Source organism: Corallococcus sp. bb12-1 (assembly GCF_026626765.1).
Lineage (GTDB): Bacteria > Myxococcota > Myxococcia > Myxococcales > Myxococcaceae > Corallococcus > Corallococcus terminator.
The window spans coordinates 210,340-237,174 of record NZ_JAPNJZ010000012.1; the positions used below are offsets into that span (position 1 = coordinate 210,340).

Here is a 26,835-nt window from a genome sequence, read left to right on the forward strand (position 1 = left end):
TTCATTCCAGCCACACCCGGACGTGGCGTTCGCCCTCGTCCAGGTGGAACAATTCCGACGGCCGCAGTCCCGCCGCCACCGCGGTCGCCGCGATGGCCACCGGATCCAACCCCCGCGCCGCGAGCCGCGGCCTCAGGTCCTCTGGCAACAGGTCCTCCAGGTGCGCCGTCACGTCCGCGCGGAAGGTGAGCGCCACCCGCGTGTGCGCCCCTTCCGTCACGCGAACGCGCAGATACCGCGCGGTGCCCTCCACGTGCGCCTCGGGCGGGAGTGGCGGCGGTGGCAGCCGTGGGGCGCGTGACTCGTCCAGCAGCGCTCCCCACGCGATGGGTGCCTCCAGCACGTCCAGGTGGCGCATCAGCCCGTGGAACGCACGCAGCACGAAGAGCAGCGACGCGGGCCCCGCGGCCCGGAAGTTCCAACGGTGCGGCCCCAGCGCTTCGGTGAGCCGCGCGCCCAGGTTCCACCGCGCGACGTGGAACGGGCCGTCCTGGAGGAAGGGCTCCAGCAGCACGCGGCTGACGGCGGGCAGCACCTCCGCCATGGGCTCCAGCAACTCCGGCGTGAAGCCCAGCGTCACCCACGTGGACAGCAGCCGCCGTGGATCCGCTTCGGTCCCGGGGACCCGGAGCAAGGCGATCAACCGCCCCAGCCCCAGGGGCAGCTCGGGAGGCAGCGGCTTCACGCAGCCGAAGTCGAGCACCCCCAACGTGGGCCTGCCCTCCGGCCCCCGGATGACGCGGTAGTTGCCGGGATGCGGATCCGCGTGCAGCGCGCCCCAGGTGAAGAGGCCCTGGAGGAACAGCCGCACCAGCGTGGTGGACAACTCTCGCCGGTCCGCCTCGCTCCAGCGCCGGGCCTCCGCGATGGGCTCCCCGTCCACCCAGGACATCACCAGCAGGTCCTCGCGGGTGAGCGCGTCCACCGGCACGGGGACCACCACCCCCGGCACGTCCGCCATGCGCGCGCCCGCCTCCGTCAGCGCGCGGGCCTCGTGGTGGTAGTCCAGCTCCTCCTGGAGCATCTGGGCAAGCTCGCGCCGGTAGGCGGACAGATCCAACTTCCCGCGCCAGCCCCCCAGCGGCGCCGCCAGCCAACCCAATGCACGCAGGTCGGCGCGCACCGCGTCCGCGATGCCCGGGTGCCGCAGCTTCACCGCCACCGCGCGCCCGTCATGCAGCACGCCCCGGTGCACCTGTCCTAGAGACGCCGCGATGCCCGCGCCGTCGAGCGACCTGAACACCTCGCTCCACGGCCGGCCCAACCGGCGGGAGACCTCCGCCAGCGCAGCCTCGGGCGCGAGCGGGGCGGGGGCCTCCGCGAGCGACCCGAAGCCAGGTGTCTCCGCCCCCAGCTCCGCGAGCGTGAGCACCTGCCCCACCTTCTGCGGCAGTCCGCGCAGCCCGAGGAGCCGCTCGGCCAGCTCGCGCCGCGCGTCTTCCGCCTCCTGGGGCCGGGCGCCGCGCCGCAGCCGCGTGGACGCCCGCGCGACCTGTCCCAGCTCCCACCATCGTTTCAGTCCGGTCCTCACGCGCCTGGTTCTCCGGGTCCGAGCGGTGCGCTACTTCGACCGGTTCTGTTTGTCGGTGGTGTCTACCTGGATGACCAGCCGTTGCAGCGACTGCGCCATGTGGGCCAGCTCCACCGCCGAACGCTGCGTGCGACCCGCGCCCTCGGTGGTGCTGCGCGCGGCCTCCGCGACGGCGGCCATGTTCTCGGAGATCTGCTGGCTGCCCTTGGCCGCCTCGCCCACGTTGCGCAGGATTTCGCCCGCCGTGGCCGTCTGCTCCTCCACCGACGACGCGATGGACGTCTGCAATTCATTGATGCGGCCGATGGTGGCGCCAATCTCCAGGATGGCGTTGACCACCTCCTCGGTGTCGTCCTGGATGGCGCCAATCTTCTGCCCGATGTCCTCGGTGGCCCGGGCCGTCTCGCGCGCCAGCTCCTTCACCTCGTTGGCCACCACCGCGAAGCCCCGGCCCGCCTCGCCCGCGCGGGCCGCCTCGATGGTCGCGTTGAGCGCCAGCAGGTTGGTCTGCTGCGCGATGGAGGTGATGACCTTGATGACCTTGCCAATCTCCAGGCTGCTCGTGCCCAGCTTGCTGACGACGACGGACGTCTTGTCCGCCAGCAGGACGGCGGACGACGCGACCTTGGCGGCGGTGCTCGCGTTGCGCGCCACCTCGCGGATGTTCGCGTTGACCTCCTCCATGCCGGACGCGACGCTCTGCACGTTGCGGCTCACCTGTTCGGCGCCCGCGGACACCTGGGTGGCCTGCGCCGCGGTCTCCTGCGCGTTGCTCACCATCTGCTGGCTGACGCTGGACAGCTCCTGCGAGGACGCCGCGAGCGTCTGCGAGTGCTGCGTCACCTCCTGGAAGATGCCGCGCAGGGTGGTGTCCAATTCCTTCTCACGCTGCTGCACGGCGAGCTTCTCCGTGATGAGCTCCCACGTCACCATGGGCCCCAGGTAGCGGCCCTGGCCGTCGTACACCGCCGTCACCAGCAGGTCCGCGATCTCCGGGCCGATGGGGATGTTCGCGCGCACCGGCAGGTTCTTGTCGTTGGACAGGATCTTCCGCTGGTACGCCGCATCCTTGTGGAAGATGTCGATGGTCGCTCCGAGCACCTTGTCCGCGGTGATGGGCAGATGCTTCTCCACCCGCTGCAACAGCCGGCGGGAGGCCGGGTTCAGGTAGACGATCTTCAAATCCTTGTCGGCCACCATCACGCAGGTGGGCGCGTTCTCCAGCATGGCCCTCAGGCGCGCCATCTCCGTGTCCGAGCGCAGCTTCTCCGTGATGTCGTCCCACGTCACCACGTAGCCCGTGAGCTTCCCGCCCCTGCCGAGGATGCCGTCGACGCGCGCCTTGAGCGTGATGTCGCCCACGGAGAAGATGGCCTCGTGGGGCAGGGCCGACGGCGTATTCAGCCGCGACTCCTCGCGCCGCAACTGGTGCTCGAAGCGGGACAGGAACTCGCCTTCCGTCGCCTCCGCCCCGCCGTCGTGGAGCGAGCCCGACTGTTCGATGCGCTCGATGGCCTCCGTGGACGACGCGTTGACGAAGACCACCTCCAGGCGTTCATCCATCACGAGGACGTTGACCCGCGCCGCGTCGAGCAGGGCTTCGCCCACCGCGCCTGAGAGGGGCGACGTCGCGCGGCTCCGGGCGGACCGGGGCGCGGGCTGCGCGATGGCGACCTTGCGGCCCTTCACGGGAGCGCGCTTCGCTGCGGGCTTGCGCACGGGCTCCTCCTCCAGCGTCCCCATCGCCGCCAGCACCTCGCGGGCGACGGGGCCGGACACATCCAACTCGTCCAGCACGGAGGCCAGGTGTTCGGTGACGCGCTCGAAGTGGTGCGGGCGCAGGTTCAGCTCCGCGTGCAGCTCGCGCATGGACGGACCGCGATAGACGCCAGGGCCGCCCAGGTGCTGCGTGAGGTACGCGGCCAGTTGTCGCTGAAGGGCGACGAGGTCCGCGCGGCGGAAGAAGGGCTTGAGCAGGGCATCCGTCATCACCCGGGCGTAGAGCTTCTGCACGGCGGCCGTGAGGGCGGCCTTGCCCCCCAGGCGCTGAAAGAGGGTGTTCTTCACAGCGGGCGCGGCGGTGCGGGCCATCAGCGGAACTCCTGGGAAGACGCAGGGAAGGAAGGGGAGGCGGAAGGGCTGGAGGAGGGCGCGAGCCCGTCCACCACCGCGTCCGCGGACAACACCAACAGCAGGCGCTCCGGCAGCGCGTGGACGCCCAGTAACATCGTGCGCAGCGACCCGCGCAGGTTGTCCGGCAGGGGCGCCAACGCCGCGTCCTCCAGGGGAAGGATGTCGCCAATGGCATCCACGCGCAGGCTCACCGCGCCGTCATCGCCCCGCAGCACGACGTGGGGCGCGTCCGGGGGGGCCGTGCCCTCCAGCAATTCCAGACGGCGGCGCAGGTCGATGGCGGGGACGATCTGCCCACGCAGGTTGAGCAGCCCCGCCACCTCCGGCGGAGCGCCCGGGACGCGCGTGAGCGGGGGCGGCAGGAGGATCTCCTGCACACGTTCGATGTCCAGGCCGAACAGGTGCTCGCCCACGTGGAAGGTGCACAACTGACGCAGGGACCTCATGGCGCACCTCCCGACAGCAGCTCCGGGTGCACGGCGCGCACGGCGCCCTCCACGTCCAGGAACTCGGTGGCTCGGTCCAACACCACCATGGAACCCAGCACCCCCGCGCGCCGCGTCTCGCGCTGGAGGACGACCTCCACCTCCGCGACATCGAGGATGGCGTCCACCACCAGACCCACCCGCGTGTCCGCGTGCGTGGTGACGACGATGGACAGGGACGCATCCGCCGCATGCTGCAGGCCCTCGGTGAGTCGCGCTGGCGTGCTGGCCTTCGCCTCCAGCACGGAGGCCACGCGCACCAGGGGCAGCAACTGGCCGTGGTAGCGCGCCAGCTCCATGCCGCCGCTCAGGTGCTCCACCTCGGTGAGGGGCAGCTCCTCCAGCCGCGCCACACGCGACAGGGGAATGGCCACGCGGCCCTCCGCGCCCGTGCGGCACAGCAGCACCCGTTCGCGCGTGTCCTCCGGGGGAGGCGCCACCGGGGGCGCGGCTTCCGGGACGACATGGGTGGGCGCCTCGCTGACGGCGCCCACGCGGCGGCCCAGGCCCATCGCGTCCAGGATGAGCGCCACGCGCCCGTCGCCCAGCACCGTCGCGCCCGCGTAGCAGGCCAGCCCCTTGAGGTGCTTCCACAGCGGCTTGACGACGATCTCCTCGGTGTCGTGGATGGCGTCCACCCACAGCCCGAAGGTGCGCTCCCCGGCCTGCAACACGACGAGGGTGGCGCCCTCGTCCAGCTTCGGCGCGGCGGGCCCCACGCCCAGCTCCGAGGCCAGCACGACGAGCGGCAGCAGCTCCCCGCGAAGCCGCAGCACGGAGGCGTCCTGGAGGCGGGTGATGTCGCGCCGGGCCTGGTCGGGCTCCAGCCACACCACCTCGCGCAGGCTCGCCTGGGGCAGCGCGTACCGGTCCCCCCGGCAGGTGACGAGGAGCGCGGGGATGATGGCCAGCGTGAGGGGAATCTTCAGCGTGAACGTGGTGCCCTGGCCCTGTCGGCTGTGCACCTCCACGGTGCCGCCAATGCGCTCCACCTGCGTGCGCACCACGTCCATGCCCACGCCCCGCCCGGACAGCGACGTGACGCGCTCCGCGGTGCTGAAGCCCGGCATGAAGATGAGCATCAGCGCGTCCGCGTCCGTCAGCCGCGCGGCCTGGTCGGCCGTCAGCAGGCCCCTCTGCACCGCGACCTGCCGCACGCGCTGCACGTCGATGCCCGCGCCGTCGTCGGACATCCCCAGGTGCACGAGCCCGCCCTCGTGCGACGCGCTCAACGTCACGCACCCCACGGGCGGCTTGCCCCGCTGCACGCGCTGCTCGGGCGTCTCCACGCCGTGGTCCACGGCGTTGCGCAAGAGGTGCGTGAGCGGATCATGCAGCGCTTCCACCAGCGTCTTGTCCAGCTCCGTGTCCGCGCCCTGGAGCACCAGCCGCACCTGCTTGCCGCACCCGTGCGCCAGCTCCCGCACGAGCCGGGGGAAGCGGTTCCACACCTGCCCCACCGACTGGAGCCGCGTCTTCATCACCACCTGCTGCACCTGCGTGGTGACGACATCCAGGCGCTGCGACGCGGTGGCCAGGTCCGCGCCCGGCGTGGGGCCCGTCGCGCACTGGAGGATGCGGTTGCGCGCCAGCACCAGCTCGCCCATCAGGTTCATCAGCCGGTCGAGCAGCGCCACATCCACCCGCAGCTTGGAGTCCACGCCAGTGGAGGATCCGCGCCAGGGCAGGATGCCCGGAACGGGCGGCGCCTCCGGGGTCTCCAACGGGACGGAAGCGGCCGTGGCGCCCGCGAGCCGGGCGAGCAACGCGGCGTGGTCCACCGCGGGCTCCATGCCCGTCGCCTCGATGTGCTCCAGCGCCCCGCGCGCCGCGTCCGCCAATGCCAGCAGCGTGGACACGCGCTCGCGGTCGAGCGTGAGGCGCTTGTCGCGCGCCAGCCCGAGCATCTCCTCGGAGGCATGCATCAGCCCCTCCAGGCGGGTGAAGCCCAGGAAGCCGCAGGTGCCCTTCACGGTGTGCAGGTTCCGGAACAGTTGCGCCAGCAGGGCCTGTGAGCCCGGCTGCGCCTCCAATTCCAGCACCGTCGCCTCGATGCTCTGCACGTGCTCGCGGGATTCGATCAGGAACTCCCGCATCACGTCGTCCCAGCCCGGAGTGTCACTCACGGACGGAGCGTCCCTGGCGCGAAGGCGCGCACGACGGGTGTTTCAATGAATGCGAAAAGGTCCTGCCTGGCGCTGCCCATGGGCAACGGCCCCCCCGACCCGCATGACTCCGGAGTCGAACCGACAGCATGTCGCAATGCCAGAAACGCGAAAGCTGTCCCGCAGGGAAGGTGCCCTGGTCAGAAGAACAGGCGAAGCAGGTCAAACCGTGTTTCCGCGCCCAGCTTCCGCAACAGATTGGCCTGATGGAATTTTACGGTGCGCTCGGTAATCCTGAGCACGGTCGAGATGTCGATGGGGGAGCGGCCGAGCGCGAGGTAACGCAAGACATCGCCTTCGCGCTCCGACAGCCGCGCGGCCTGCGCCAGCCTTCGCACCTTGGCTTCGAAGAGGCCGGTGAGCGTGGAGTCCCCAATCGTGTGCACGCTGATGTGCGCGGTGCCGGCGCTCGTCGGGGTGGCGGTGACGACCTCGAAGCCCTCGCTGACCGTGGAGGCCTGTCTGACGATGGTGTGGGGCCAGGACGTGGGCGACACCGCCGTCAGCGGACAGTCCTGACAGGGGGTGTCGCGGTGGGCTAACGCGCCGAAGCACGGACGTCCCACCATGTCCTCGTGCTCCGAGTGGCCCGCGCGCCAGACCGCCTTGAGCGTCCCGAACGTCGCCAACTCGGTGGAGATTTCATAGCTCAGGTCCAGGCCCTGGCCGGGCTCTCCATGGGCCACCGCACGCTGCGGCACGGGCAGGGGAGGGCCGGCGCGGGTGACGATGCAGACCAGCCGCAAGGGAGGCCGGCCCACCGCCGCGACATCCAGCTCCACCGCCAATCGCTCACCTTCGCGCGTCAGCACCTCGGTCTCCAACCGGTGTTCGGCGCTGGTGAAGACCGCGCGCAGGGCCTGTCCCACCTTCCGGCCCTGTTCTCGCGGCGTACACACGTCCGTCCAGCGACGGCCCAGCAGCTCCTCACGAGGGCGTCCCAGGAGCGATGTGAGCGCTCCGTTGGCCAGCTCGATGCGCCCCCGCCGGTCCATCACGACAATGGGGCGCCCATCCCGCTCCGCCAGCAGGGATGCCGTCAGTGACCAATCCAAGGTAACCCCCCGCCCGTTGCAACCCCAATCCACTTTTCCAGTGGAATGAAGGGCTTCAACGGTTTCATGAGCTTACCCTGAAACGACTGGCTTCGCAGGATGGGGCAGGTCGTGTGGCAACCCACCGACCCCGCGGATTGAGTCACGCCGCCGGGCGGGGCACTCCAAGGCGCGCCGGCTCCGCCCTTCGTCTCGGCTGGGAAGGTGAGGGGGCATCCCCCGGGGACGGGTGGGGGATGGGGTCACCGCCGCGGACCTTCACCCTGGCATGGACGGCGGGGGGCCTGCCTCAATCCCAGACACGGAGCCGCGCCCATGGCGCATGAAATCACCGTGCGGATTGTCGGAGGGGTTGTCTTCATCGGCTCCTGACGGCAAGGAGCTGGAAGCCCTCCTCCTTCCGCTGCTTGACGCGCTGCCGGAGCGGGACGCCTGGGGCTTCGTCCTGGAGCTGGGGCGGGTCCGTCGCTCCCTGGAAGTGGCCTTCATGACCCTTCGGAGCTCGGCTGGCTGGTAGGCATGCCGGAAACCTGGAACGTCACCTCGATTCGAGGCAACCTCCTGCATTGTGTGGCCTTGGGGATTACTCCCAGGAGCTCACCCGGACCTCCGCAGGAAGGGAGCTGACTGCATGAGCGCCTCGCGACGACCCGCCCAGTTCGACCTCTTCACCGGTGCGCTCGAGGAAGCCCCCGTGTCCTCACGCCGCCGCACCCAGCCGCTAGCACCGGCCCCGGTGTCCGACGACCTGCGGGTCCTGGGCGAGCGGCTGCCCCAGGGCGTCTACCTGGGCACGTCGTCGTGGACCTTCCCGGGGTGGACGGGGCTCGTCTACGACCACGAGGCCAGCACGACGCAGCTCGCCAAGGAGGGCCTGGGCGCCTACGCGCACCACCCGGTGCTGCGCACGGTAGGCATCGACCGGACGTTCTACGCGCCCGTGCCCGCCACCGCCTTCGCCGAATACGCCCAGCAGGTGCCCGACGGCTTCCGCTTCCTCGTGAAGGCCCACGAGGCCTGCACGCTGGCGCGCTTCCCCGTGCACGAGCGCTACGGCGCGCACCGAGGGCAGGTGAACGACCGCTTCCTCCAGGCCGCCTACGCGATGGACCACGTCGTGGGGCCCTTCCTGGAGGGCCTGGGCGACAAGGCCGGCCCGCTCGTCTTCCAGTTCCCCCCACAGGATCCGGCCTCGCTCGGAGGCCCAGCGCGCTTCGTGGAGCGGCTGCACGGCTTCTTCTCCGCGCTGCCCAAGGGACCGCTGTATGCGGTGGAGGTGCGCAACGAGGAGTTGTTGACGGAGGGCTTCGCCCAGGCGCTCGCGGACACCGGCGTGAGCCCCGTGCTCGCGGTCTGGGCCCACATGCCGCCCGTCGCGCGCCAGGCGAAGCTCACGCGCGCCTTCGAGTCCCGCGCCGTGGTGGTGCGTTGGATGCTGCCGCCCAACCTGGGCTACGAGGAAGCACGCGCCCGCTACGCCCCCTTCAACAAGTTGGTGGACGAAGATGTTGGCACCCGCGATGTGCTGGCGCGGGTGTGCATGGCGGCGGTGCGGCGCGAGCGGCCCGTCTTCGTGACCATCAACAACAAGGCGGAAGGGAGCGCTCCCTTGTCGGCCATCCGGCTCGCGGAACGCGTCGTGTCACACAAGGAGGAGGGCGGGCAGCGAAGCGTTGCTCACGCGACATGACTTGCGCGCGAGCACGGCGCTTGCTTACGTGAAAGCCCATGAAGGCGATGACCCTGGGTGTCCTGCTGATGCACATGACTTCCGCCGGAGGTGCCGGCGCGGAGGAGAAGCGGGCAGGCAAGCATGTGCAGGACGCCGGTGGCGATGAGAAGGGCGGCGTGACGAAGGAGGTCTCCTCCCTCAAGGGGGAGATCACCAGCCTGAAGGAAGAGTTCAGGGTCGCGCGCGAAAAGCAGCGTCTGGCGGCTGAAGAGAAGAAGCGCCTGGAGGAGGCCCGCTACGGTGTCCCGGCGAAGACCCCCCCTGTCACTGCCTCCGGAGGGACCGGAGCCACCGCCCGATGAGGGCGAAGCGGTAGAAATCCCGGTCGATGGCAACCTCGACCTGCACCTCTTCCAGCCCCGCGAGGTGAAGGAACTCGTCACCGAGTACCTCTGGGCGTGCCGGCAGAAGGGTGTGCTCGACGTGCGCATCATCCACGGCAAGGGCACGGGCGCGCTGCGGCGCACCGTGCAGTCCCTGTTGCCCACGTTGCCGGAGGTGGACAGCTTCCGGAGCGCCTCGGAAGGCGACGGAGGCTGGGGCGCGACGTGGGTGCGGCTCAAGCCCCTCTAGACGTCAGGACAGCCAGAAGTACGCGGAGGCGATGAGGGTGCGCTTCTCCGTCACGCGCCCCTTCTGGGCCAGCTCCGCCATCTGGCGGTCCTTGGCTGCGTAGCGCTTCTCCTCCTCGTTGCGCAGCGACGCCAGCTTGCGGCGGTACTCGCGCTCCATCCGGTCCGAGTGCGCCCGCGCCTTCGCGCGCTCCGCGGTGTCGTCCACGCCCGCGACTTCCTTGCGCGCGTCGATCCACGTCTGCCGCGCGGCCTCCACCACCTCGCGCGACTCCATCAGGCAGTCCTCGACGTAGCGGTCCGCGCGCTCGCGGGCCTTGTCCAGCTCCAGGGCATTGCGGCGCTCGGCGGCCCGGATGAGTTCATCCTTGGCCGTCATCAGCGACTGCTCTTGCATGAGCTGCACGGACACCGGGGCGGGCTGCCGGCGCTTCTCTTCCTTGGCTTCGAGCTTCGTGAAGTGGACCCCGTCCGTCAGCGGCAGGGCCCGGAAGCCGCCGTCCCGGTCCTTCACCAGCACCAGGTGCACCAGCTTCTCTTCAGGCTTGAGGCCGGTGATCTCGAACTTGTAGGCGAACCACCAGCCCTCGCAGCCGGCCAGCCGCGCCAGCCGGGACGGCAGGCTCGCCGCGTCCAGTTGCAGGTAGCTGACCGCGTCCTGGGTGCGGTCGCGCACGGCATAGGCGGCCTTGGCCACCTGGAGCCGGCCGGAGGTGCGGCTGCCCAGCACGGAGCCGGTGAGGGCGCGCGCTTCCTGCTGGCGGCGGGCCACGACCTCCTTGGCCTGGTCGCCGGCCACGCGCAGCCGGCGGCGCACGTCGCCGTCGAAGCGCTCCAGCACCACGGACTTCATCTCCGTCATGCGCTGGGTGATGGCGCCTTCCAGCTCCTCGCGCAGCTTGTCGAAGGCGATGTTGATGTCGGCCGGGCTGCGGCAGGACTGGTAGATGTCCAGCACGCGCCGCTCGAAGTCGACGCCGCTCTCCAGCGCGCCCAGGATTTCATCCGACGCGCCGAAGACGCCGTCGAAGAGGTTGAGCTTCTTCTCCAGCAGCTCGAACAGGCGCGCATCCGCCGCGTTCTGCCGGTTGAGGAAGTTCACCACCAGCACGTCGCGCTGCTGGCCGTAGCGGTGGCAGCGGCCAATTCTCTGCTCCACGCGCTGCGGGTTCCACGGCAGGTCGTAGTTCACGACCAGGTTGCAGAACTGGAGGTTCAGGCCTTCCGCGCCGGCTTCCGTGCAGATGAGGATCTGCGTGCGGTTGCGGAAGTCGTCCACCAGGGCCCGGCGCTCCTCGGGCGAGCTGCCCGAGTCCCCGGACAAGAGCGAGATCTTGTCCTGGTAGCCGTGCTCCGACAGCAGGTTGAACAGGTACTGCTGCGTGCGCTTGGACTCGGTGAAGATGAGCGCCTTCTCCGGCCAGCTGTGCGTGCGCATCACCGCGAAGGTGCGATCCAACGCGCGCTTGAGCGCCTCACCCTTGGCGTTGATCCGGATGGAGTCCGCGAGGTCCGCGTACTGCCGCAGCTCCCAGACCTCCTGCTCCAGCGTGCGCACCGCGGGGGCCTTGGCGGGGTCGTCGGACCACTCCTCGCCTTCCTCCACGAACTGCTTGGCCTCTTCCGGCTCGAAGAGCGCCAGGGCCTGCTGGCCCAGGCGCGCCGCTTCCAGGCGCTTCTGGAGGTTCTCCGACAGCTTGCGCAGCGTGGGCGCGATGGCGAACGTGGAGGAGGCCAGGAGCTTCCGGTAGCACAGCGTCAGCAGCGTCTTCTTGCCCGGCTCGATGGCGGCGACTTCGGAGCGCTGGAGGTACTCGCTGACCTTCTCGTAGAGGTCGTGCTCCTCGGGGGACGGGTTGAAGTCCTCCACGATGCTGCGCCGGTTGGTGTAGCGCACGTACTCGCGCACCTGACGGCGCAGCGTGCGTTGCACCACCGGGGCCAGCCGCTCCTTGAGTTCGCAGGCGGCGGCCTCCGTCATGCCGCCGCCCTCGTCCGCGCGGTAGCGGCTGCGGAAGGCGTGCTCGGGCCCGAGAATCTGCTCGTCCAGCAGCGACATCAGTCCGAACAGCTCCATCAGGTTGTTCTGGAGCGGCGTGGCGGTGAGCAGCAGCTTGGGCCGGCCCGCGAGTCCCGCGCGCAGCGCCTGCCCCATCTTGTTGTTGGGCCGGTGTGCGTTCCGCAGCCGGTGGGCCTCGTCGATGATGACCAGGTCCCAGGGAATCTCCGCCAGCAGGGCCACCCGGTTGGCGGCGAACGGGTGCGAGCAGATGACGGGGAAGGGCTGGTCGAAGCAGTTGTTGTGGGCGCGCACGTTGCGGCCGTCCACCAGCACGCTGTCCAGGTCGAACTTCTCGCGCAGTTCGGCATTCCACTGCGCGCGCAGCACCGCGGGCGCCAGGATGAGGATGCGGTTCTTGCCCTCGGCCATGAGCTGGGCCACGACGAGGCCCGCCTCGATGGTCTTCCCCAGGCCCACCTCGTCCGCGAGCATGCAGCCGCCGCGCGACAGGGCGTCCATCGCGAACATCGCGGCTTCGACCTGGTGGGGGTTCAGGTCCACCTTCGCTTCGGACAGGGCGTTGGCCAGCCGCTGCTGCGTGTCACCGCTGCGCGCGAGCAGCTCCTCCGCCAGCAGCCGCTCATGGAAGGGCGTCAGCGCCGCCGCCACCAGTTCGTCGGCTGCGCGGGCGGCGACCGCCGCGGCGTCCGCCTCCACCTGCACCCTCAAACCCCTCGCGACCTCCGCCAAGTCCCGCCTCCCATCCGTGGTTTGAAGCGCTCGCGCACGTGCGCGGACGTTTGAGGCGCGCCATTCTCTTGAGCGATCCGCATCTGTAAAGGGGGTCCTCCGCGAGGCCGAAAACTCGGCCTCCGCGCGATTGGCAAGCACGCTGTTCGGCGGAGTGTTTTCGCGTGCCCTCATGCGTGCGGTGAAATGTTCCGACGCATGTCCAAAGGTCTTGACGAATGCGTCTGGCGCGCTCCACGAACCCGCGCGTGTTTCAGAGCTGTCCGCGCGCCTTCACGTCCAGGTACATGTTGAGCGCCGCGGCCCCGAAAGCGCGTGCCGGCGCGCGCACCACCAGGGCTCCGGCGTCGCGCAGCGTGGTGGCGGTGCGGCGGTATTCGGCCTCCATGCGCTGGGCGGCCTGACGCGCGTAGGCGGCGGTCGCGTCGCCGGGCACGTCGGTGGCGGCGGCCTCCAGGTCCTCGTCCAGGAGCGACGCGACGACGGGCAGGTGCCGGGGCCTGAGGGCCAGCGTGCGCGTGAGGAGCGTGGCGGACGCGTCCGGATCCACCAGGTCGGTGAAGAGCACCACCAGCGCGCGGCGCGTCTGGCGCGCGAAGGCGAAGTCGAACGCGCGGCCGTAGTCGCTCTCCTCCAGGCCAGCCTCGGCGCGGTAGAGGGATTCAGTGATGAGGCGCAGGTGTTCGGCGCCCTTGCGCGGGGGCAGGAAGGAGCGCACGTCGCTGGCGAAGGCCACGACGCCCACCACGTCGCCCGCGTCCAGGCTCACGCGCGCGAGCCGCAGCGCCGCGTCCACCGCGTGGTCCAGCTTCCTTCGTCCCTGCACCCGGCCCGCCATGTGACGGCCGCAGTCCAGGAGCAGCAACACCGGCTGGTGACGCTCCGGCTGCCACGTGCGCACCAGCGTGTGGCCGTGGCGCGCGGAGGACTTCCAGTCGATGTGGCGGAAGTCGTCGCCGGGGCGGTACTCGCGCAGGGATTCGAACTCGCGGCCTTCCATGGCCTTGCGGCGCTGCGTGCGCGCGGACACGGCCTCCGCTGCTCGCGCCAGCGTGAGCGCTTCGCGCGAGAGGGCGCTCAGGTCTGGATACACCTTCACGTCGCGGGACGCGGGCAGGCGCACCTGCCGCGAGCACAGGCCCAGGGGCCCCAACAGGCGCAGGTGCACGTCCCCGAAGTGCGCATCTCCCCGGGAGGGAGGACGCACGCGGTACATGAGGCGCGTGGGCGGTGCTCCGGCTTCCAGAAAGAAGGGCTGCCGGTGGCCGTGGCTCTCCACGTCCAGGGGCGGCTCGTCGCGCAGCTCTCCGCGCATGGCGCTGTCGGTGCGTGCGTGCAGCACCCAGCGCACGGGGTTGTCCACGCCGGAGGAGAGGATGGGCTCTACCTCCCGGTGCGCTTCGATGTCAGCGGCGCGCGGCGCGCGAACGAAGTCCACCGCGCACAAGAGGAGGACGGCCACGTCCACCGCGAGCGCCAGCCACCCGAAGGCGGGGCTCGCCACCGCGAGCGCCGCGGGCACGAGCGCCCCGGCGAACAGCGCGACGGCGAGGCCGGTGGGGACGGGACGCCCGACGCTCACCGGGGCACTCGCACCCGTTCGAGCATCTGCCGGAGGACGTCGTCCGTGGTGACGCCCTCCACCTCCGCCTCCGCCTTGAGCAGCAGGCGGTGGTTGAGGACGCTGGAGGCCACGGCCTTCACGTCATCCGGCGTGACGAAGTCGGTGCCCTTGAGCGCCGCGTGCGCCTTGGACGCCGCGAGCAGGGCCTGCGCCGCGCGGGGGCTCGCGCCCAGTCGCACGCGCGGGTGGGCCCGGGTGTCGCGCACCAACTGCACGACATACTGGAGGATGGAGTCGTCGCACGCGACGCGGGCCGCGCGGTCCTGCAACTCCGTCAGCGTGGCCGCATCCAGCACGCGGGAGACACCGGGCGGCTTGCCCTCGCGCTGGTGGTAGGCGCGCAGCAGTGACGTCTCCGAGTCCGCGTCCGGATAGCCCACGCGCACGCGCATGAGGAAGCGATCGAGCTGGGCTTCGGGGAGGGGATAGGTGCCCTCCAGCTCCAGCGGGTTCTGCGTGGCGACGACGAAGAAGTGCGGCGGCAGCGGGTGGGTGACCCCGTCGATGGTGACCTGCCGCTCCTCCATGGCCTCCAGCAGCGCCGCCTGCGTCTTGGGCGGGGTGCGGTTGATCTCATCCGCGACCAGCACCTCCGTGAAGACGGGGCCCTTCATCAGGCGGAAGGACTGGGACTGGGGCTGGAAGATGTTGGTGCCCAGGATGTCCGCGGGCATCAGGTCCGGCGTGAACTGCACGCGGGAGAAGGACAGCCCCAGGGCGCCGGCCATGCTGCGCGCGGTGAGCGTCTTGGCGACGCCAGGGACACCCTCCAGCAGCACGTGGCCCCGGGCGAGGAAGGCCGTCACCAGGTCGGCCAGGACGCGGGGCTGGCCCACGACGGCCGAGCCCAGCGCATCGAGGAGGCGGGAGAGGGGCGTGGCGTCGGACATGGTGGCCGGCGACGGTAGCCCGCCTCCCGGCCGGCACGGCAGCGAAATCCTCGCCGCCGGGACCCGGACTGGCGGCTACTCCTGCGGGCGACGCAGTCCCATCAGGCTTCCGAGCAGCGCCACCACCGCGCCGAGGATGCCCAGGAAACAGCCGATGCTCGGTGAGGAGATCATCATCTCCGAGTTGCCGAGCGGCGACGGCACCAGGTTGGTGTCCGAGGAGATCTTCAGGAAGATGAGCGACCAGACGAGGCAGACGACGCTGCTCGCGGTCTGCGCGCCCCACGGCAGCATGGGATTCACCCAGGCCATGACGTTGCGCACGCGGATGCCGACGAACACCATCGTCGAGACGGCGAAGAGGAACGAGATGAAGCCCAGGCTGATGAGGCCCAGGAAGTCTCCGTCCGCGGCCGTCTCCTTCCACGGCATGAAGCAGGAGAGCACCACCAGCGCCGCGCCCCAGAAGGCGATGCGATCCGCGCCCTCCAGCTCGAACAGGAAGTTGCGCGCGTCGGCCAGCAGGACCTCGGGGTCCTCGATGGGCGAACGGAAGCCGTCGCGGCTGCTGTCACGGGCCCAGGGCTCCGGCGCGCCACCGTCCGCGTCGGAATCCAGGTCGTCCTCGTCGCGGGCCACGGGGGCCGCCGCGCGGCGGGCGGCCGTGCTGCGCGAGGGGGCGGGCTTCGCGGCGGGCGTGCTCTTGGTGGGGGGACGCTGCGCGCGCTCCTTGGCGATGTCGTCCATGCTCCGCACGTTGGTGGAGTCATCGCTCGGCGGGGCCGCGGCCCGGGTGCTCGGCTTGGAACGGGTCGGTGCGGGACGTGCGCGCGGCACCGGCGCGGAGGGACGCGCCTTGGGCTGCGGCCCGACCCCGGTGCTCTCGTCACCCCCGGACTCTTCCTCGGAACCCGCGAGGAAGGACTTGTCGATGATGTAGTCGCATTCGGGGCAGATCGCGGTGTCGTCCGCGACCTTGCTCTTGCAGCCTGGGCAGTTCAGGGCCGGTGCTCCGGGAGGGGGGAACGGCCCGGCATCTTCCCGGCCCTCGCGAGCGGCTGTCAAACCCGTTCAGCGCCATAACCCCTGGATTTTCGCGGGAAATTGACCTACCCCCTCCGGACATGGCCCGTCTGCCCGCCGCCGTGTCCACTGGCCTCCTCCTGTTGACCGCGTGTGTGCGCGCGGTGCCACCGCCCGACGTGGGAGGGCGTCCAGACCCGGTCCTGGAGCGGATCGCGGACTGGGAGGATCGCCGCTCGCTGGGAGGAGGCGATCTCGTGCGGCTCGCCACGGCGGCCCCGGACCCGGTGGTTCGCGGCCGGGCCCTGCGTGCACTGGGACGCATCCAGGACGTGACGACGCTGGACGCGGTGCGGGCCGGGCTGACGGCCCCGGACGCGACGGTGCGTGACGAAGCGGCCTTCGCGGCGGGGGAGCTGGCGTTGTCGTGGGAGCCCCTGCCGGAAGATGTCCGGACGTCGCTGACCGAAGCGCTGACGAAGGCTGAGTCCACCGAGTCCGAGCCCACGGTGCGGACCACGCTGCTGGAGTCGCTGGGAAAACTGGCCACGCCCGGCGCGGTGGAGGTGCTGACGGCGCGCTTGTCTCCGCCCGACGGTGCGTGGGCCGGGTCCGCGGCGAAGGCCCTGGGCGTGGCGGCGCGCAAGGCCGGGGCGCCGCTGGTGGCACAGGTCCCCCTGGCGACGATGGTGGCGCTGACGGAGTCCGCGCGTCCCCAGGCCGTGCGCTACGGCGGGGCCTATCTGCTGGCGACGGCGAAGCGCCCGGAGGCGGTGCCCGCGCTGAGCGGTTGTGTGGGTGATGCGGATCCGGACGTGCGGGCCCTCTGTGCGAAGAGCCTGGGAGACGTGGGTGGAGTCGCGGATGTCCTGGTGCTGGCGCCATTGCTCTCGGATGCGGCGCCCCGCGTGGCGGCGGAGGCGGCACGGGCCCTGGCGAAGTGGGCGGTGAAGTGCCAGGCCGATGAGGGACCCCGGTGTCCTCCGCTGGGTGCACTGGCCCGGCTCGAGTCCCAGGTGAAGCAGGTGGGCATGGGGAACGCGGCATGGGGGCACCCGCTGCTGGCGGTGACACAGCAAGGACTGCCGACCAGCGGTCAGCCCCTGTGGATCCGCCTGCGGCTCGCGCTGGCGGAGGCTGACCGGGTCGCCACGTCCGAGGAGATACACGCGGATCTCGCGTGGCTGGACTGCCGGGTCGCGGCGGCGATGGACCGGCAGACCGGCGAACTGAAGCAGGTGCAAGGGTGCGGCTTTGGCCGCGTGTCCGAACCCCGGCGGCTGTCCCTGGGGCTGCACGAGGTGGCGAAGTTCACCCCGGTGCTGGCTACGTTATCGCCGCTGATCAACGGGGCCCCTGTGTCCGCTGCTTCGTCGCCGCCGAACAACGCTGCCCCTGTGTCGTCCGGTACTTTGTCGCCGCCGAACAACAGCGCCCAGACGTCCGGAGCGGTCTTCGCGGTGCCGCTGTTGGGCCACGCCAGTCCCCTGGTGCGCGGTGCGGCGTTGGATGCGCTGTCCGAGCGTCCGGTGCCGGAAGCGAAAGCGCCGGTGCGAGCCCTCATCGCGGGAGACGACGCGGTGGTCGCGGGGCTCGCCGCGTCCACGGCGGGCAAGCTGCACGACACCGAAGCGCTGCCCGCGGTGGAGGCCCTGGCGGCGCGGGTGCCCCGGGAGCCGGACCTCGCGGAGTCGGTGGCGGGCGCGCTCGTAGCGTTGCAGGGAAGGGCGGCCGAGCCCCGCCTGCGCGAGTGGCTCAACCATCCGCACGCGAACGTGCGCCGCGTCGCCGCCGAATCCCTCACGGCATTGACGGGCGCCCCGGTGCGCTCCGCCCGCGTGGAACTGCCTCCGGACACCTACCGGCCGCCACCCGCTCCGCCAGGCACGACGCTCACGCTGCGCACGCGCAAGGGGGACATCACCGTCCTCCTGGAGCGCGACGCGCCGCTCACGGGAGGCAACCTGGTGGCGCTCGCGAAGCAGGGCTACTTCCGGGGCATCACCTTCCATCGCGTGGTGCCGGACTTCGTCGCGCAGGGCGGAGATCCGCGCGGAGACGGGGAGGGCGGCCCGGGACACTCCATCCGCTGTGAGATGACGCGCAGGCCGTACACGCGCGGTGTCGTGGGCATGGCGCTGTCGGGCAAGGACACCGGCGGCAGCCAGTTCTTCTTCACCCACGCGCCGCAGCCGCACCTGGACGGTCGCTACACGGTGTTCGGCGAGGTCGTCGCCGGCATGGACACCGTCGATGCGCTGCTGGAGGGCACGGTCATCGACGACGTCATCGTCGGCACCCGCGTCCCGTAGCAGCCCGGACGTCAGGCCCCGCTGGCGCGCGCGGGCTCCGTCTCGCCCTGGGCGTTGAGCTTCCCGCTGTTCCAGCGGCGGTTCTCCGCATCCTCCATCACCTCCACCTCGCGGCGGATGCGGGCCCACTCCGTCTCCGGCAGGTTGAGGAAGGCCTCCGCGAGCGCCGGATCGAACTGGGTGCCGGCGCAGCGGCGCACCTCGTCGCGCGCCACGCTCATGGGGCGGCCCTTACGGTAGGGACGGTCGGAGGTGATGGCGTCCAGCGTATCCACGAGACAGAAGATGCGCGCGCCCACGACGATGTCCTCGCCCTTGAGCCCCAACGGGTAGCCCTTGCCGTCCCAGCGCTCCTGGTGCTGCAGGACGATGAGCGCCGCCTCGTGCAGGTAGGGCATCTTCGCCAGCATCCGGTAGCCGAACTCCGGGTGCTGCTTCATCTCCACCCACTCGTCCGGCGTCAGCGGGCCGGGCTTGAGCAGGATGGAGTCACGAACGCCAATCTTCCCGATGTCATGCAACAGCGCGCCCTGTTCCACCACGTCCAGCGCCGGTCCGGTGAGGCCGATCTCCTGCGCCAGCCGCCGCGCGTACAGCGACACGCGCCGCGAATGCCACTGCGTCTCCGTGTCCCGGTAGTCCAGCGCGCTGATGAGTCCGTCCAGCAAGCCCGCGGTGCGCTCGATGACCCGGCGCTCCAGGTCCTGGTTGATCTCCAGCAGCTCCTCGTTCTTGTCCGCCACCTCGCGCGTCAGCCGCTCGTTGGCCTCCACCAGCCGGCGGTGCTCCACGGCCTGCCGCACGCTGCTCGTCAGCTCGCTCAACGCCCACGGCTTGCCCAGCAGGCGGAACACCTCGCCCCGGTTCACCGCCTCCGACGCCGTCTTGAAGTCCGCCGCCGCGGTCAACATCAGCCGCACCGCCCGTGGATTCTTCTCCCGGAGCGCCGACAGCAGCTCGATGCCGTTGAGGTACGGCATCATGAAGTCCGTCAGCACCACGTCGAAGCCCTGCTCGCGCGCCGCCAGCACCGGATCGCTGTGCGTCACGACCTCGTAACCTTCCGCATGGAGGATTCGGGACAGCGCGGCGAGGATCAGCACGTCGTCGTCCACCACGAGGATTCGAGCCATGGGTCCGTACGCTCCGAGCGAGTGGACTGCGTTATTCTCAAAGTCTTATAGCGAGTTCGAAGGCAGGCAGACAGGCCCCCCCAAGCTTTCCAGTGTCGGTAAAGTGCCGGAATTCTTGAAGATTCCCTGAAACCCGTGGTCGCCGGACTCCACGTCACGCTTGCCTGCCTGCGGAAGCGTGTTCTATGGTGCATTCCTACCCGCCGTAAGTGCTTGTAACCCCTTGGAATTCGGGAGCAATTTCCGATGGCTAAAGCCCCTGATGGGCCAGTGCCGGTCGTGGTGATGGGGCTGGGGTTCATCGGGCAGGAGATTGCCAAGGCGGCTCTTTCCTCCCAGGAAGTGGAACTCATCGGAGCGGTGGATCCGCAGCCCACGCTGGTGGGACGCCCGCTGGGCGACGTGCTGGGGCAGGCAGGACCGCGCTTCAAGATCTCCGAATCGCTGGAGCGCGCGGTGGGACGCCGCAAGGGCGTGGTGGTGCTGCACGCCACCAGCTCGCGGCTCGCGCAGGTGATGGACCAGTTGATGGAGGCCTTGAAGCTGGGCCTCCCGGTGGCGAGCACCTGCGAGGAGCTGGCGTTCCCGTACCTCAAGTACCCGGAGCTGGCGGAGAAGCTGGAGCGCGCGGCGCAGAAGGCGGGCGTCGCCATCGTGGGCACCGGCGTGAACCCGGGCTTCGTGTTGGATCGGCTGGTGGCCACGGCGGGGCAGGTGTGCGGCCCGGTGCGCAAGGCGACGGTGAGCCGGGTGGTGGACGCGCGCACGCGGCGTGAAGCCCTCCAGCGCAAGGTGGGCGCCGGCCTGACGGAGGAGGAGTTCTTCGACCTGGTGGACCGCGAGGAGCTGGGCCACGTGGGCCTGGTTGAATCCGCGGCGCTGGCGGCGCTGGGCCTGGGCCTGGACTGCGACGACTTCGAGGAGGAGGTCGCGCCCGTGTTCGCCGAGGAGGACATCACCGGCGGCGCATTTGTGGTGAAGAAAGGCCGCGTCGCGGGCATGTTCCAGTCCGTGGTGGGTTTGGAGGAGGGTCAGGAGCGGGTGCGCCTGGAGCTGACCATCGCGGTGGGGGCGGAAGATCCAAGGGACCGCATCGAAATCGACGCGGACCCCAGACTGGTGCTGGAAATCCCGGGGGGAGTGGCGGGCGACCGGGCCACCGCGAACGCGCTGGTGAATGCCGCGCCACGATTGACGGCCGCGGAAGCAGGGCTCCTGACGGTGCTCGAGCTTCCGGCAGGACGCTGAAGACTCATCAGGAGAGGGAAATGCTGGACAAGAATGCGATTGGCCGCGCCTCGCCGCCGACGCTCAACGAGGTGGAGAAGGGCGCCATCCGGCGCTTCGCCGAGGCGATCGGCGACTACAATCCCATCTACTACGACGAGGAGTACGCTCGAGCGTCGGGCTACCCCACCATCGTCGCGCCGCCCACGTTTCCCGCGTCGTTCCATTCCGCCGCGGACCTGAGGGAGCTGCTGGGGGTGGGCATCAAGAGCCTGCTGCACGCGGAACAGGGGTTTGACTACGAGCGGCCCATCTTCGCGGGGGACCGCATCTACGTGTCCACCCGTGTCTCGGATGTCTTCGAGCGACCCAACATGTCCGGGAAGATGGACATCGCGGTCATCGAGGACGAAGGCCGTGACGAGGAGGGCAACCTCGTCTTCCGCGCCCGTCGCACGCTCGTCGTCCGGGCCGCCAAGGAGAACGTTTGATGCCCGCGCGCAAGCTCTACTTCGAATCCATCCGCGTCGGTGACGAGCTTCCGGCGCTGGCCAAGGCCCCGGTGGATCGCGTGCAGTTGTCCCGGTACGCAGGCGCCTCTGGCGACTACAACCCCGTCCACGTGGACGAGCTGTACGCCAAGAGCGTGGGCATGCCGTCCGTCTATGCCCCGGGCATGCTCGTCATGGGCATGCTCGGCCAGCTCATCAGCGACTGGGCGCGCGGCGGCCAGCTGCGGCGCTACAACGTCCGCTTCATCAAGATGGTGTGGCCGGGCGACACCGTGGTCTGCAAGGGCAGGGTGAGCGACCGCCACGGCTCCGGTGGCCGGTACTTCGTCGAAATCGACCTCTGGGCGGAGAACCAGAAGGGCGAGCTCGTCATGAAGGGCGGCTCGCAGATCCAGCTCTTCTACTCCCTGGAGGACGAGAACCGGCAGCGCTCCGGCCAGTCCCCCATCGTGGTGGAAGTGCCTCGCGAGAGCCTGGTCGTCCAGGCCCCCCAGGCCGCGACCTCGGAGGCTGCCTCCTCTCCCAGTGTGCCCTCCGCCCCCGAGGAGGAGGCCGACGAGGACGAGGACTCAGACGAGCCCCGGACTGGCGCCTCGTCCAAGAAGACCGCCCCCCGGGAGAAGCCCGCCGCCAAGACGGCCTCCCTCCCGGCCGCGAAGAAGGCCAAGAAGTAGGCGTTTACAGCGCAGGTCCCGCGTTCGAGAAGGGCGGCTTCGACCGCTGCTCAACGCGGGGTGTCATTCAGGGTTGACTCAAAAATCAGCCGACGCCACACTTCCTGTCGTTAGATGGGCCGTTGACCCCTTCCCGCCAAACGGGAGGGGGCAGCGAGCCCCCACGCAGGAGTGGCCATGTCCGCCGGCATCAACACCTACAAGACCGACCTTCGAGAGATCTTCTTCACGCTGTTCGAGCAGTTCGGCTTCGGCCAGATCGCGGGTCAGGCACCCTTCGACGCCTGGGGTTCGGACGAGGCGAAGGCGGTGCTCGATGCGACGTACCTCTTCGCGCGCGAGGTGCTGGGGCCCCTCAACTCGGTGGGCGACCGCGAGGGCTGCCGGGTGGAGAACGGCGCCGTCTTCACGCCCACGGGCTTCAAGGACGCGTGGGTGAAGCTCTACGAGCAGGGCTTCAAGACGGTGGGCGTGAGCCCGGAGCACGGCGGCCAGGGCGCGCCGATGATGCTCCAGGTGACGGTGGAGGAGATCCTCTCCGGCGCCAACTCCGCCTTCAACATGTACCCGGGCCTGGCGTTCGGCGCGGCGGAAGTCATCGCCGAGTGCGGCACGCCCGCGCAGCAGAAGCAGTTCGTGGAGCGCATGCTCAACGGAACGTGGGGCGGCACCATGTGCCTCACCGAGCCGCACGCCGGCTCCGACGTGGGCGCGGCCAAGTCCACCGCGCGCCGAAACGGCGACGGCACGTACAGCATCCGGGGCACGAAGATCTTCATCTCCGGCGGCGACCACGACATGGCCGGCAACATCATCCACCTGGTGCTCGCGCGCGTGGATGGCGCTCCGGCCGGCACCAAGGGCCTGTCGCTGTTCATCGTCCCCAAGCTGCACATCAACGAGGACGGCTCCGCGGGCAAGTCCAACGACGTCACCGTGGCGTCCATCGAGCACAAGATGGGCATCAACGGTTCGGCCACCTGTGTCCTCAACTTCGGTGAGAACGACGCGTGTCTGGGCGAACTCGTCGGTACGGTTGAGCACGTCGGCATGAGCCAGATGTTCAAGATGATGAACGGCGCGCGCATCGCCGTGGGCATCCAGGGCGTGAGCCTCGCGTCGGCCGCGTACTACAACGCGCTCGACTACGCGAAGGACCGCAAGCAGGGCTCCCACTTCACCAAGTGGAAGGACCCGTCCGCGCCCCGCGCCGCCATCATCGAGCACCCGGACGTCCGCCGCATGTTGCTGGAGATCAAGGCGCACGTGGAGGGCATCCGTTCGCTGATCATCAAGCTGGCCATGCACCTGGACAAGGCGCGGCAGCTGGCCGGCAAGGACGACGACGCGGCCAGCTACCACAAGGGCCAGGTGGAGGTGCTGACGCCGCTGGTGAAGTCCTACGGCTCCGACCAGGCCTTCCGCCTGTGCGCGCAGGCCATCCAGGTGTACGGCGGCGCCGGCTACATCCAGGACTACCCGGTGGAGCAGTACACGCGCGACTCGAAGATCTTCTCCATCTACGAGGGCACCAACCACATCCAGGCCATGGACCTGGTCGGCCGCAAGATGGGCCAGGCCGGTGGCGCGCACTTCCAGCAGTTCATGGGCGATGTCGGCAGCTTCGTCGAGGCGCACCGCGAGCACCCCGTGCTGGGCGAGGCCGTGAAGACGCTGGCCGGCGCGCAGGAAGGCCTGATGTCCAGCGCGATGGCGCTGTTCGGCTGGTCGCAGGACCAGGGCCGCTTCCCGCTCATCCCGCTGTCCGCCAACCGCTTCCTCAACATGATGTCGGAAGTGGCCGTGGGCTGGCTGCTGCTGGACGCGGCCGTCATCGCGGAGAAGGCGTCCGCCTCCGTGGCCGCGGATCACCCGGACAAGGCGTTCTACGACGGCAAGAAGTTCAGCGCCCTCTGGTACGCGCGCAACGTGCTGCCCAACGTGGAGTACGCCGCGCGCCTCATCGCCACCGAGGACACGTCCCCGATGGACATCACCGACGCGGCGTTCGCGTCCGTCTAGTCCACACCGCGCCTCGCGCTGAAAAGTGAAAAGGCCCTCCGGCATCCGTGCCGGGGGGCCTTTGTCTTTCGCTTGGGTGGAGCAGGAAGCGGAGGCTAGTTGCCTTCGCGCACGCCGATGGCGAGCTGCCCCAGGCCGGCTTGCTTCGCCAGCTCCATCACCTGCACCACGGTGCCGTGGGACACGCCTTCGTCCGCCTGCACGATGACCACGGTGTCGGGGTTGAGCTCCTTGGCCTTGTCGAAGGCCTGCTTCAATTCCGCCTCCGCGACGACGTTGCCCGCGAGCACGAAGCGGCCATCCGCCAGCACCGCCACGGAGATGTCCGTGGTGCGCGCGGTGACGTCCGCGGAGCCGCCCTTGGGCAGGTTCACCTTCAGGCCCGTCTTGGTTCCGCCGCCCGGGCCCTGCTGGGTGATGACGGTGCTGGTCACCATGAAGATGATGAGCAGCACCAGCATCACGTCCGTCAGCGGCGTGATGTTGATCTCCGCGAAACCCGGGCTGTCGCCTTCATCGTCGGAGGAGCCCGGCGTCTTTCCCATGGCCATGGTGGACGTTCTCTCCTGTCAAGACGAGGCGGGCTGCGGATCCGGACGTGTGGCGGGTGGGGTGGACGGCTCGCGCGAGGGGGGCGGCTCCGGCAGCAGGGCTCCAGTCGCGCGCTCCTTGAGCAGCTCGGAGAACTCGTCGCCCAGGAGGCGCAGCTCCACCAGCACGCGGGAGAGCCGGGCCTGGAAGTAGTTGTAGAAGACCATCGCCTGCACGGCGACGAGGATGCCCACGGCGGTGGCGACGAGCGCTTCGGAGATGCCCGTCATCACGGCCGCGGAGCCGCCGGTGCCGCCGGCCTCCACGTCCACGCCCAGGTCCTTGAAGGAGCGCATGATGCCGGCCACGGTGCCGAAGAGGCCCACGAAGGGCGTCGTCGAACCGATGGTGGCGAGCAGCCACAGGTTGCGCCTGAGCTTGAGGCCCACCTGGGCGCGCTCGCGCTCCACGGCGGACTCGATGCCATTGCCGCCACTGGCGCGGCTTCGCTCCCAGCGGTCGAAGCCCGCGAGGAAGATGTCGGCGGCCACCGCGTCGGAGCGCTCGGCGGCGGTGCGGGCCGCGGCCACGTCCCCGCGGAGCAGGTGCTTGTTGACGATTTCGCCCAGGCTGCGGGACCGCTCGCTCACGCCCCAGAGGGCAATGAGCCTTTCGACGGCCACGCCCAGGGCCACCACGGAGGCGCCCAGGAGGAGGGCGAGGGTGACGCCGCCCAGGCGAAGGTAATGAAGTAGATCGTTCAGGCTCATGGTTGATGACCGGGCAGGGAGCCCTGGCTCACACTAGGACATATGAACCGCGCAGCCGCCGCAATCTTCCTGGCCCTCCTCTGTTCGGCCTGCCCCAAACGCCTCGAGTTCGGTCCGGAGGGCCGCATCGAGGACGCCCAGACGCTCTACCAGCATGTGCAGGAGCGGCAGGGTCGGGTGGTGACCCTGGAGGGCGACTCCAAGCTGCGCGTGGATTCCCCCCAGGGCAGTGGAACGCTCTCCACCTTCCTCTCCATCACCCGGCCGGGCCTCATCCACCTGGAGACGTACGACTTCTTCAACCGCCCGGTCGCCTCGCTCGTGTCCGACGGGACACGTTTCGGCGTCTACCAGGCGCAGGGCAACACCTACTACCAGGGCCCCTCCAGCCCTGAGAACGTGTCCCGCTTCCTGCCCATCGTCCTGCCGAGCGAGGAACTGGTGGCCGTCATGCTGGGCCAGGTCCCCCTCCTGCCCCCGGAGTCCATGACCCTGGCGCTGGATGAGAAGGCGCGCGTGTACGTGCTCACGCTGGTGCGGGGCGCGGCCACACAGACACTCCGCGTGGATCCCCGGCACCTGCGGGTGGTGAAAAGCGAGGTCCGGGGCGTGCCGGGCTACGACCTAGCGTTCGAGGACTTCAAGCAGCGCGGCGAGCTGCTCTTCCCCGGCAAGGTCATCCTCACGGCGTCCCAGGCGGACACGAAGCTGGAGCTGCGCTACACGGAGATCACCCTCAACGGCCGGCCGGACCTGACGCTCTACGAGCTGACGGCCCCGGAGGGCGCGAAGGTGGTGGACGTGGACGAGCGGGGCCGGGAGCTGGGTGGGGGCGCGGTGTCGCCACCGCCCCCAGCGCCGGGTTCCTGAGCTTCCAGGCGTCGAAAGGCAGCGTACCAGCCCAAGTCGGGTACACTGACGCGCACGACATGGCACAGATCAAGCTCGGAGAACTGCTGATCAAGGCGAACGTCCTGCAGGAGAGCCAGCTCAAGGCGGCGCTCGCCGAGCAGGCCAAGTGGGGCGGGAAGCTGGGCGAGATCCTCGTCCGGATGAACCTCGTCTCCGAGGACATCCTCGTGCGCGCCCTGTCGAAACAACTGGGCATGCCGGCGGTGAACCTGGACGCCGTGCAGATGGTTCCGCCGCACGTGAAGGCGAAGATTCCCTCGCAGACGGCGCGCGACTTCTCCGTCGTGCCGCTCCAACTGCGCGACGACGGCAAGACGTTGGTGGTGGCCATGTCGGACCCGCTCAACGTGCGGGTGCTCGACGAGCTCCGGGCCCTGTCCAAGTGCCGCATCGTGGCCAACGTGGCGGGCCGTACGTCGGTGGCGCGGGCGTTCGCGCGCCTCTACGAGGAGTCCGCGGAGCTGGAGGACGCGGACACGAACTTCAAGGTGGTGGACGCCCAGGGGCGTACCGTCGTGAAGAGCCTCAAGGACCTGGAGGCGGCCGGCGCCGCAGCCACCGCGCCCGCTCCGGCCCGTCCGGCGGCCCCCGCGGCCCGTCCGGCGCCCCCCGCGGAGGCGCCCCGTTCGGCGGCCTCCGGCAGTCCGGCGGAGCTGCTCAAGAGCGTGGAAGAGGTCCAGCGCAAGGAGGTCGCGGCGCTCAAGGCCATGGTGGAGCTGCTCATCGAGAAGGGCGTTTTTTCTCGCGAGGAATACCTCGCCAAGGTCAAGCGGTAGCCAG

The 26,835-nt window shown here is 70.0% G+C and carries 22 protein-coding genes; 10 read left to right on the forward strand and 12 right to left on the reverse strand.

Annotation, left to right across the window (positions count from 1 at the left end; genetic code table 11):
- Nucleotide 1: 1 nt before the first annotated feature.
- From OV208_RS16415 to OV208_RS16435, 5 genes are all read right to left on the reverse strand, one after another.
- Complete coding sequence (locus OV208_RS16415) at nt 2–1,531, reverse strand: AarF/UbiB family protein (protein ID WP_267574772.1); 1,530 nt, start codon at nt 1,529–1,531, stop codon at nt 2–4.
- A gap of 30 nt (nt 1,532–1,561) precedes the next feature.
- Nucleotides 1,562–3,622, reverse strand: coding sequence for a methyl-accepting chemotaxis protein (locus OV208_RS16420; protein WP_267574773.1), 2,061 nt, complete (start codon nt 3,620–3,622; stop codon nt 1,562–1,564).
- On the reverse strand, nt 3,622–4,110 hold the full coding sequence (locus OV208_RS16425; protein ID WP_267574774.1) for a chemotaxis protein CheW: 489 nt from the start codon (nt 4,108–4,110) through the stop codon (nt 3,622–3,624). The genes OV208_RS16420 and OV208_RS16425 overlap by 1 nt, the downstream gene beginning before the upstream one ends.
- A complete protein-coding gene (locus OV208_RS16430) occupies nt 4,107–6,275 on the reverse strand; it encodes a chemotaxis protein CheA (RefSeq protein WP_267574775.1) in 2,169 nt (722 codons plus the stop codon). The genes OV208_RS16425 and OV208_RS16430 overlap by 4 nt, the downstream gene beginning before the upstream one ends.
- A 179-nt stretch (nt 6,276–6,454) precedes the next feature.
- Nucleotides 6,455–7,369 carry a PAS and helix-turn-helix domain-containing protein gene (locus tag OV208_RS16435; protein ID WP_267574776.1) on the reverse strand — a complete coding sequence of 305 codons (915 nt, stop codon included), beginning with the start codon at nt 7,367–7,369 and terminating at the stop codon, nt 6,455–6,457.
- Nucleotides 7,370–8,000: 631 nt separating this feature from the next.
- On the opposite strand from OV208_RS16435, the gene OV208_RS16440 reads away from it, so the two are divergent.
- From OV208_RS16440 to OV208_RS16450, 3 genes are read left to right on the forward strand one after another with little or no spacing between them, the layout of a single operon-like run.
- Entirely contained in the window at nt 8,001–9,059 is a 1,059-nt protein-coding gene (locus OV208_RS16440; RefSeq protein ID WP_267574777.1) for a DUF72 domain-containing protein, read from the forward strand.
- A 38-nt stretch (nt 9,060–9,097) separates the two neighbouring features.
- Nucleotides 9,098–9,403, forward strand: coding sequence for a hypothetical protein (locus OV208_RS16445; RefSeq protein WP_267574778.1), 306 nt, complete (start codon nt 9,098–9,100; stop codon nt 9,401–9,403).
- Nucleotides 9,342–9,674, forward strand: a complete 333-nt coding sequence (locus OV208_RS16450; RefSeq protein WP_267574779.1) for a Smr/MutS family protein — start codon at nt 9,342–9,344, stop codon at nt 9,672–9,674. Before OV208_RS16445 ends, OV208_RS16450 begins: the two co-directional genes overlap by 62 nt.
- A 3-nt stretch (nt 9,675–9,677) precedes the next feature.
- Here the strand turns inward: OV208_RS16450 and OV208_RS16455 are convergent, their stop codons facing one another.
- From OV208_RS16455 to OV208_RS16470, 4 genes are all read right to left on the reverse strand, one after another.
- Nucleotides 9,678–12,425, reverse strand: a complete 2,748-nt coding sequence (locus tag OV208_RS16455) for an SNF2-related protein (protein ID WP_267574780.1) — start codon at nt 12,423–12,425, stop codon at nt 9,678–9,680.
- 253 nt (nt 12,426–12,678) lie between these two features.
- Nucleotides 12,679–14,007: a DUF58 domain-containing protein gene (locus OV208_RS16460; RefSeq protein ID WP_267574781.1), complete on the reverse strand. Its 1,329-nt coding sequence runs from the start codon at nt 14,005–14,007 to the stop codon at nt 12,679–12,681.
- The gene (locus tag OV208_RS16465) at nt 14,004–14,939 is read right to left on the reverse strand and encodes an AAA family ATPase (RefSeq protein WP_267574782.1); all 936 of its coding nucleotides are present in this window, start codon (nt 14,937–14,939) and stop codon (nt 14,004–14,006) included. Before OV208_RS16465 ends, OV208_RS16460 begins: the two co-directional genes overlap by 4 nt.
- Nucleotides 14,940–15,014: 75 nt before the next feature.
- Nucleotides 15,015–16,004: a hypothetical protein gene (locus OV208_RS16470; protein ID WP_267574783.1), complete on the reverse strand. Its 990-nt coding sequence runs from the start codon at nt 16,002–16,004 to the stop codon at nt 15,015–15,017.
- A gap of 59 nt (nt 16,005–16,063) precedes the next feature.
- Here OV208_RS16470 and OV208_RS16475 point away from each other — a divergent pair, with 59 nt between their 5' ends.
- Nucleotides 16,064–18,274: a peptidylprolyl isomerase gene (locus tag OV208_RS16475; RefSeq protein WP_267574784.1), complete on the forward strand. Its 2,211-nt coding sequence runs from the start codon at nt 16,064–16,066 to the stop codon at nt 18,272–18,274.
- 11 nt (nt 18,275–18,285) lie between these two features.
- Here OV208_RS16475 and OV208_RS16480 read toward each other — a convergent pair whose 3' ends face one another.
- Nucleotides 18,286–19,407 carry an HD domain-containing phosphohydrolase gene (locus OV208_RS16480; RefSeq protein WP_267574785.1) on the reverse strand — a complete coding sequence of 374 codons (1,122 nt, stop codon included), beginning with the start codon at nt 19,405–19,407 and terminating at the stop codon, nt 18,286–18,288.
- A 246-nt stretch (nt 19,408–19,653) separates the two neighbouring features.
- On the opposite strand from OV208_RS16480, the gene OV208_RS16485 reads away from it, so the two are divergent.
- From OV208_RS16485 to OV208_RS16500, 4 genes are all read left to right on the forward strand, one after another.
- Nucleotides 19,654–20,655, forward strand: coding sequence for a dihydrodipicolinate reductase (locus OV208_RS16485; protein WP_120541382.1), 1,002 nt, complete (start codon nt 19,654–19,656; stop codon nt 20,653–20,655).
- A 20-nt stretch (nt 20,656–20,675) separates the two neighbouring features.
- Nucleotides 20,676–21,125, forward strand: a complete 450-nt coding sequence (locus OV208_RS16490) for a MaoC family dehydratase N-terminal domain-containing protein (protein WP_120537878.1) — start codon at nt 20,676–20,678, stop codon at nt 21,123–21,125.
- Entirely contained in the window at nt 21,125–21,820 is a 696-nt protein-coding gene (locus tag OV208_RS16495) for a MaoC family dehydratase (protein ID WP_267574786.1), read from the forward strand. The genes OV208_RS16490 and OV208_RS16495 overlap by 1 nt, the downstream gene beginning before the upstream one ends.
- Nucleotides 21,821–21,997: 177 nt before the next feature.
- On the forward strand, nt 21,998–23,842 hold the full coding sequence (locus tag OV208_RS16500; protein WP_267574787.1) for an acyl-CoA dehydrogenase: 1,845 nt from the start codon (nt 21,998–22,000) through the stop codon (nt 23,840–23,842).
- A 95-nt stretch (nt 23,843–23,937) separates the two neighbouring features.
- On the opposite strand, the gene OV208_RS16505 is transcribed toward OV208_RS16500, so the two are convergent.
- Together OV208_RS16505 and OV208_RS16510 are read right to left on the reverse strand one after the other, a co-directional pair.
- The gene (locus tag OV208_RS16505; protein ID WP_267574788.1) at nt 23,938–24,393 is read right to left on the reverse strand and encodes an ExbD/TolR family protein; all 456 of its coding nucleotides are present in this window, start codon (nt 24,391–24,393) and stop codon (nt 23,938–23,940) included.
- 18 nt (nt 24,394–24,411) lie between these two features.
- Nucleotides 24,412–25,143: a MotA/TolQ/ExbB proton channel family protein gene (locus OV208_RS16510; protein ID WP_267574789.1), complete on the reverse strand. Its 732-nt coding sequence runs from the start codon at nt 25,141–25,143 to the stop codon at nt 24,412–24,414.
- 42 nt (nt 25,144–25,185) lie between these two features.
- Between OV208_RS16510 and OV208_RS16515 the strand changes: the two genes are divergently transcribed.
- Both OV208_RS16515 and OV208_RS16520 read left to right on the forward strand, forming a co-directional pair.
- Nucleotides 25,186–26,013: a DUF4292 domain-containing protein gene (locus tag OV208_RS16515; protein ID WP_267574790.1), complete on the forward strand. Its 828-nt coding sequence runs from the start codon at nt 25,186–25,188 to the stop codon at nt 26,011–26,013.
- A 59-nt stretch (nt 26,014–26,072) separates the two neighbouring features.
- Nucleotides 26,073–26,831 carry a general secretion pathway protein GspE gene (locus tag OV208_RS16520; protein ID WP_267574791.1) on the forward strand — a complete coding sequence of 253 codons (759 nt, stop codon included), beginning with the start codon at nt 26,073–26,075 and terminating at the stop codon, nt 26,829–26,831.
- Nucleotides 26,832–26,835: the final 4 nt, after the last annotated feature.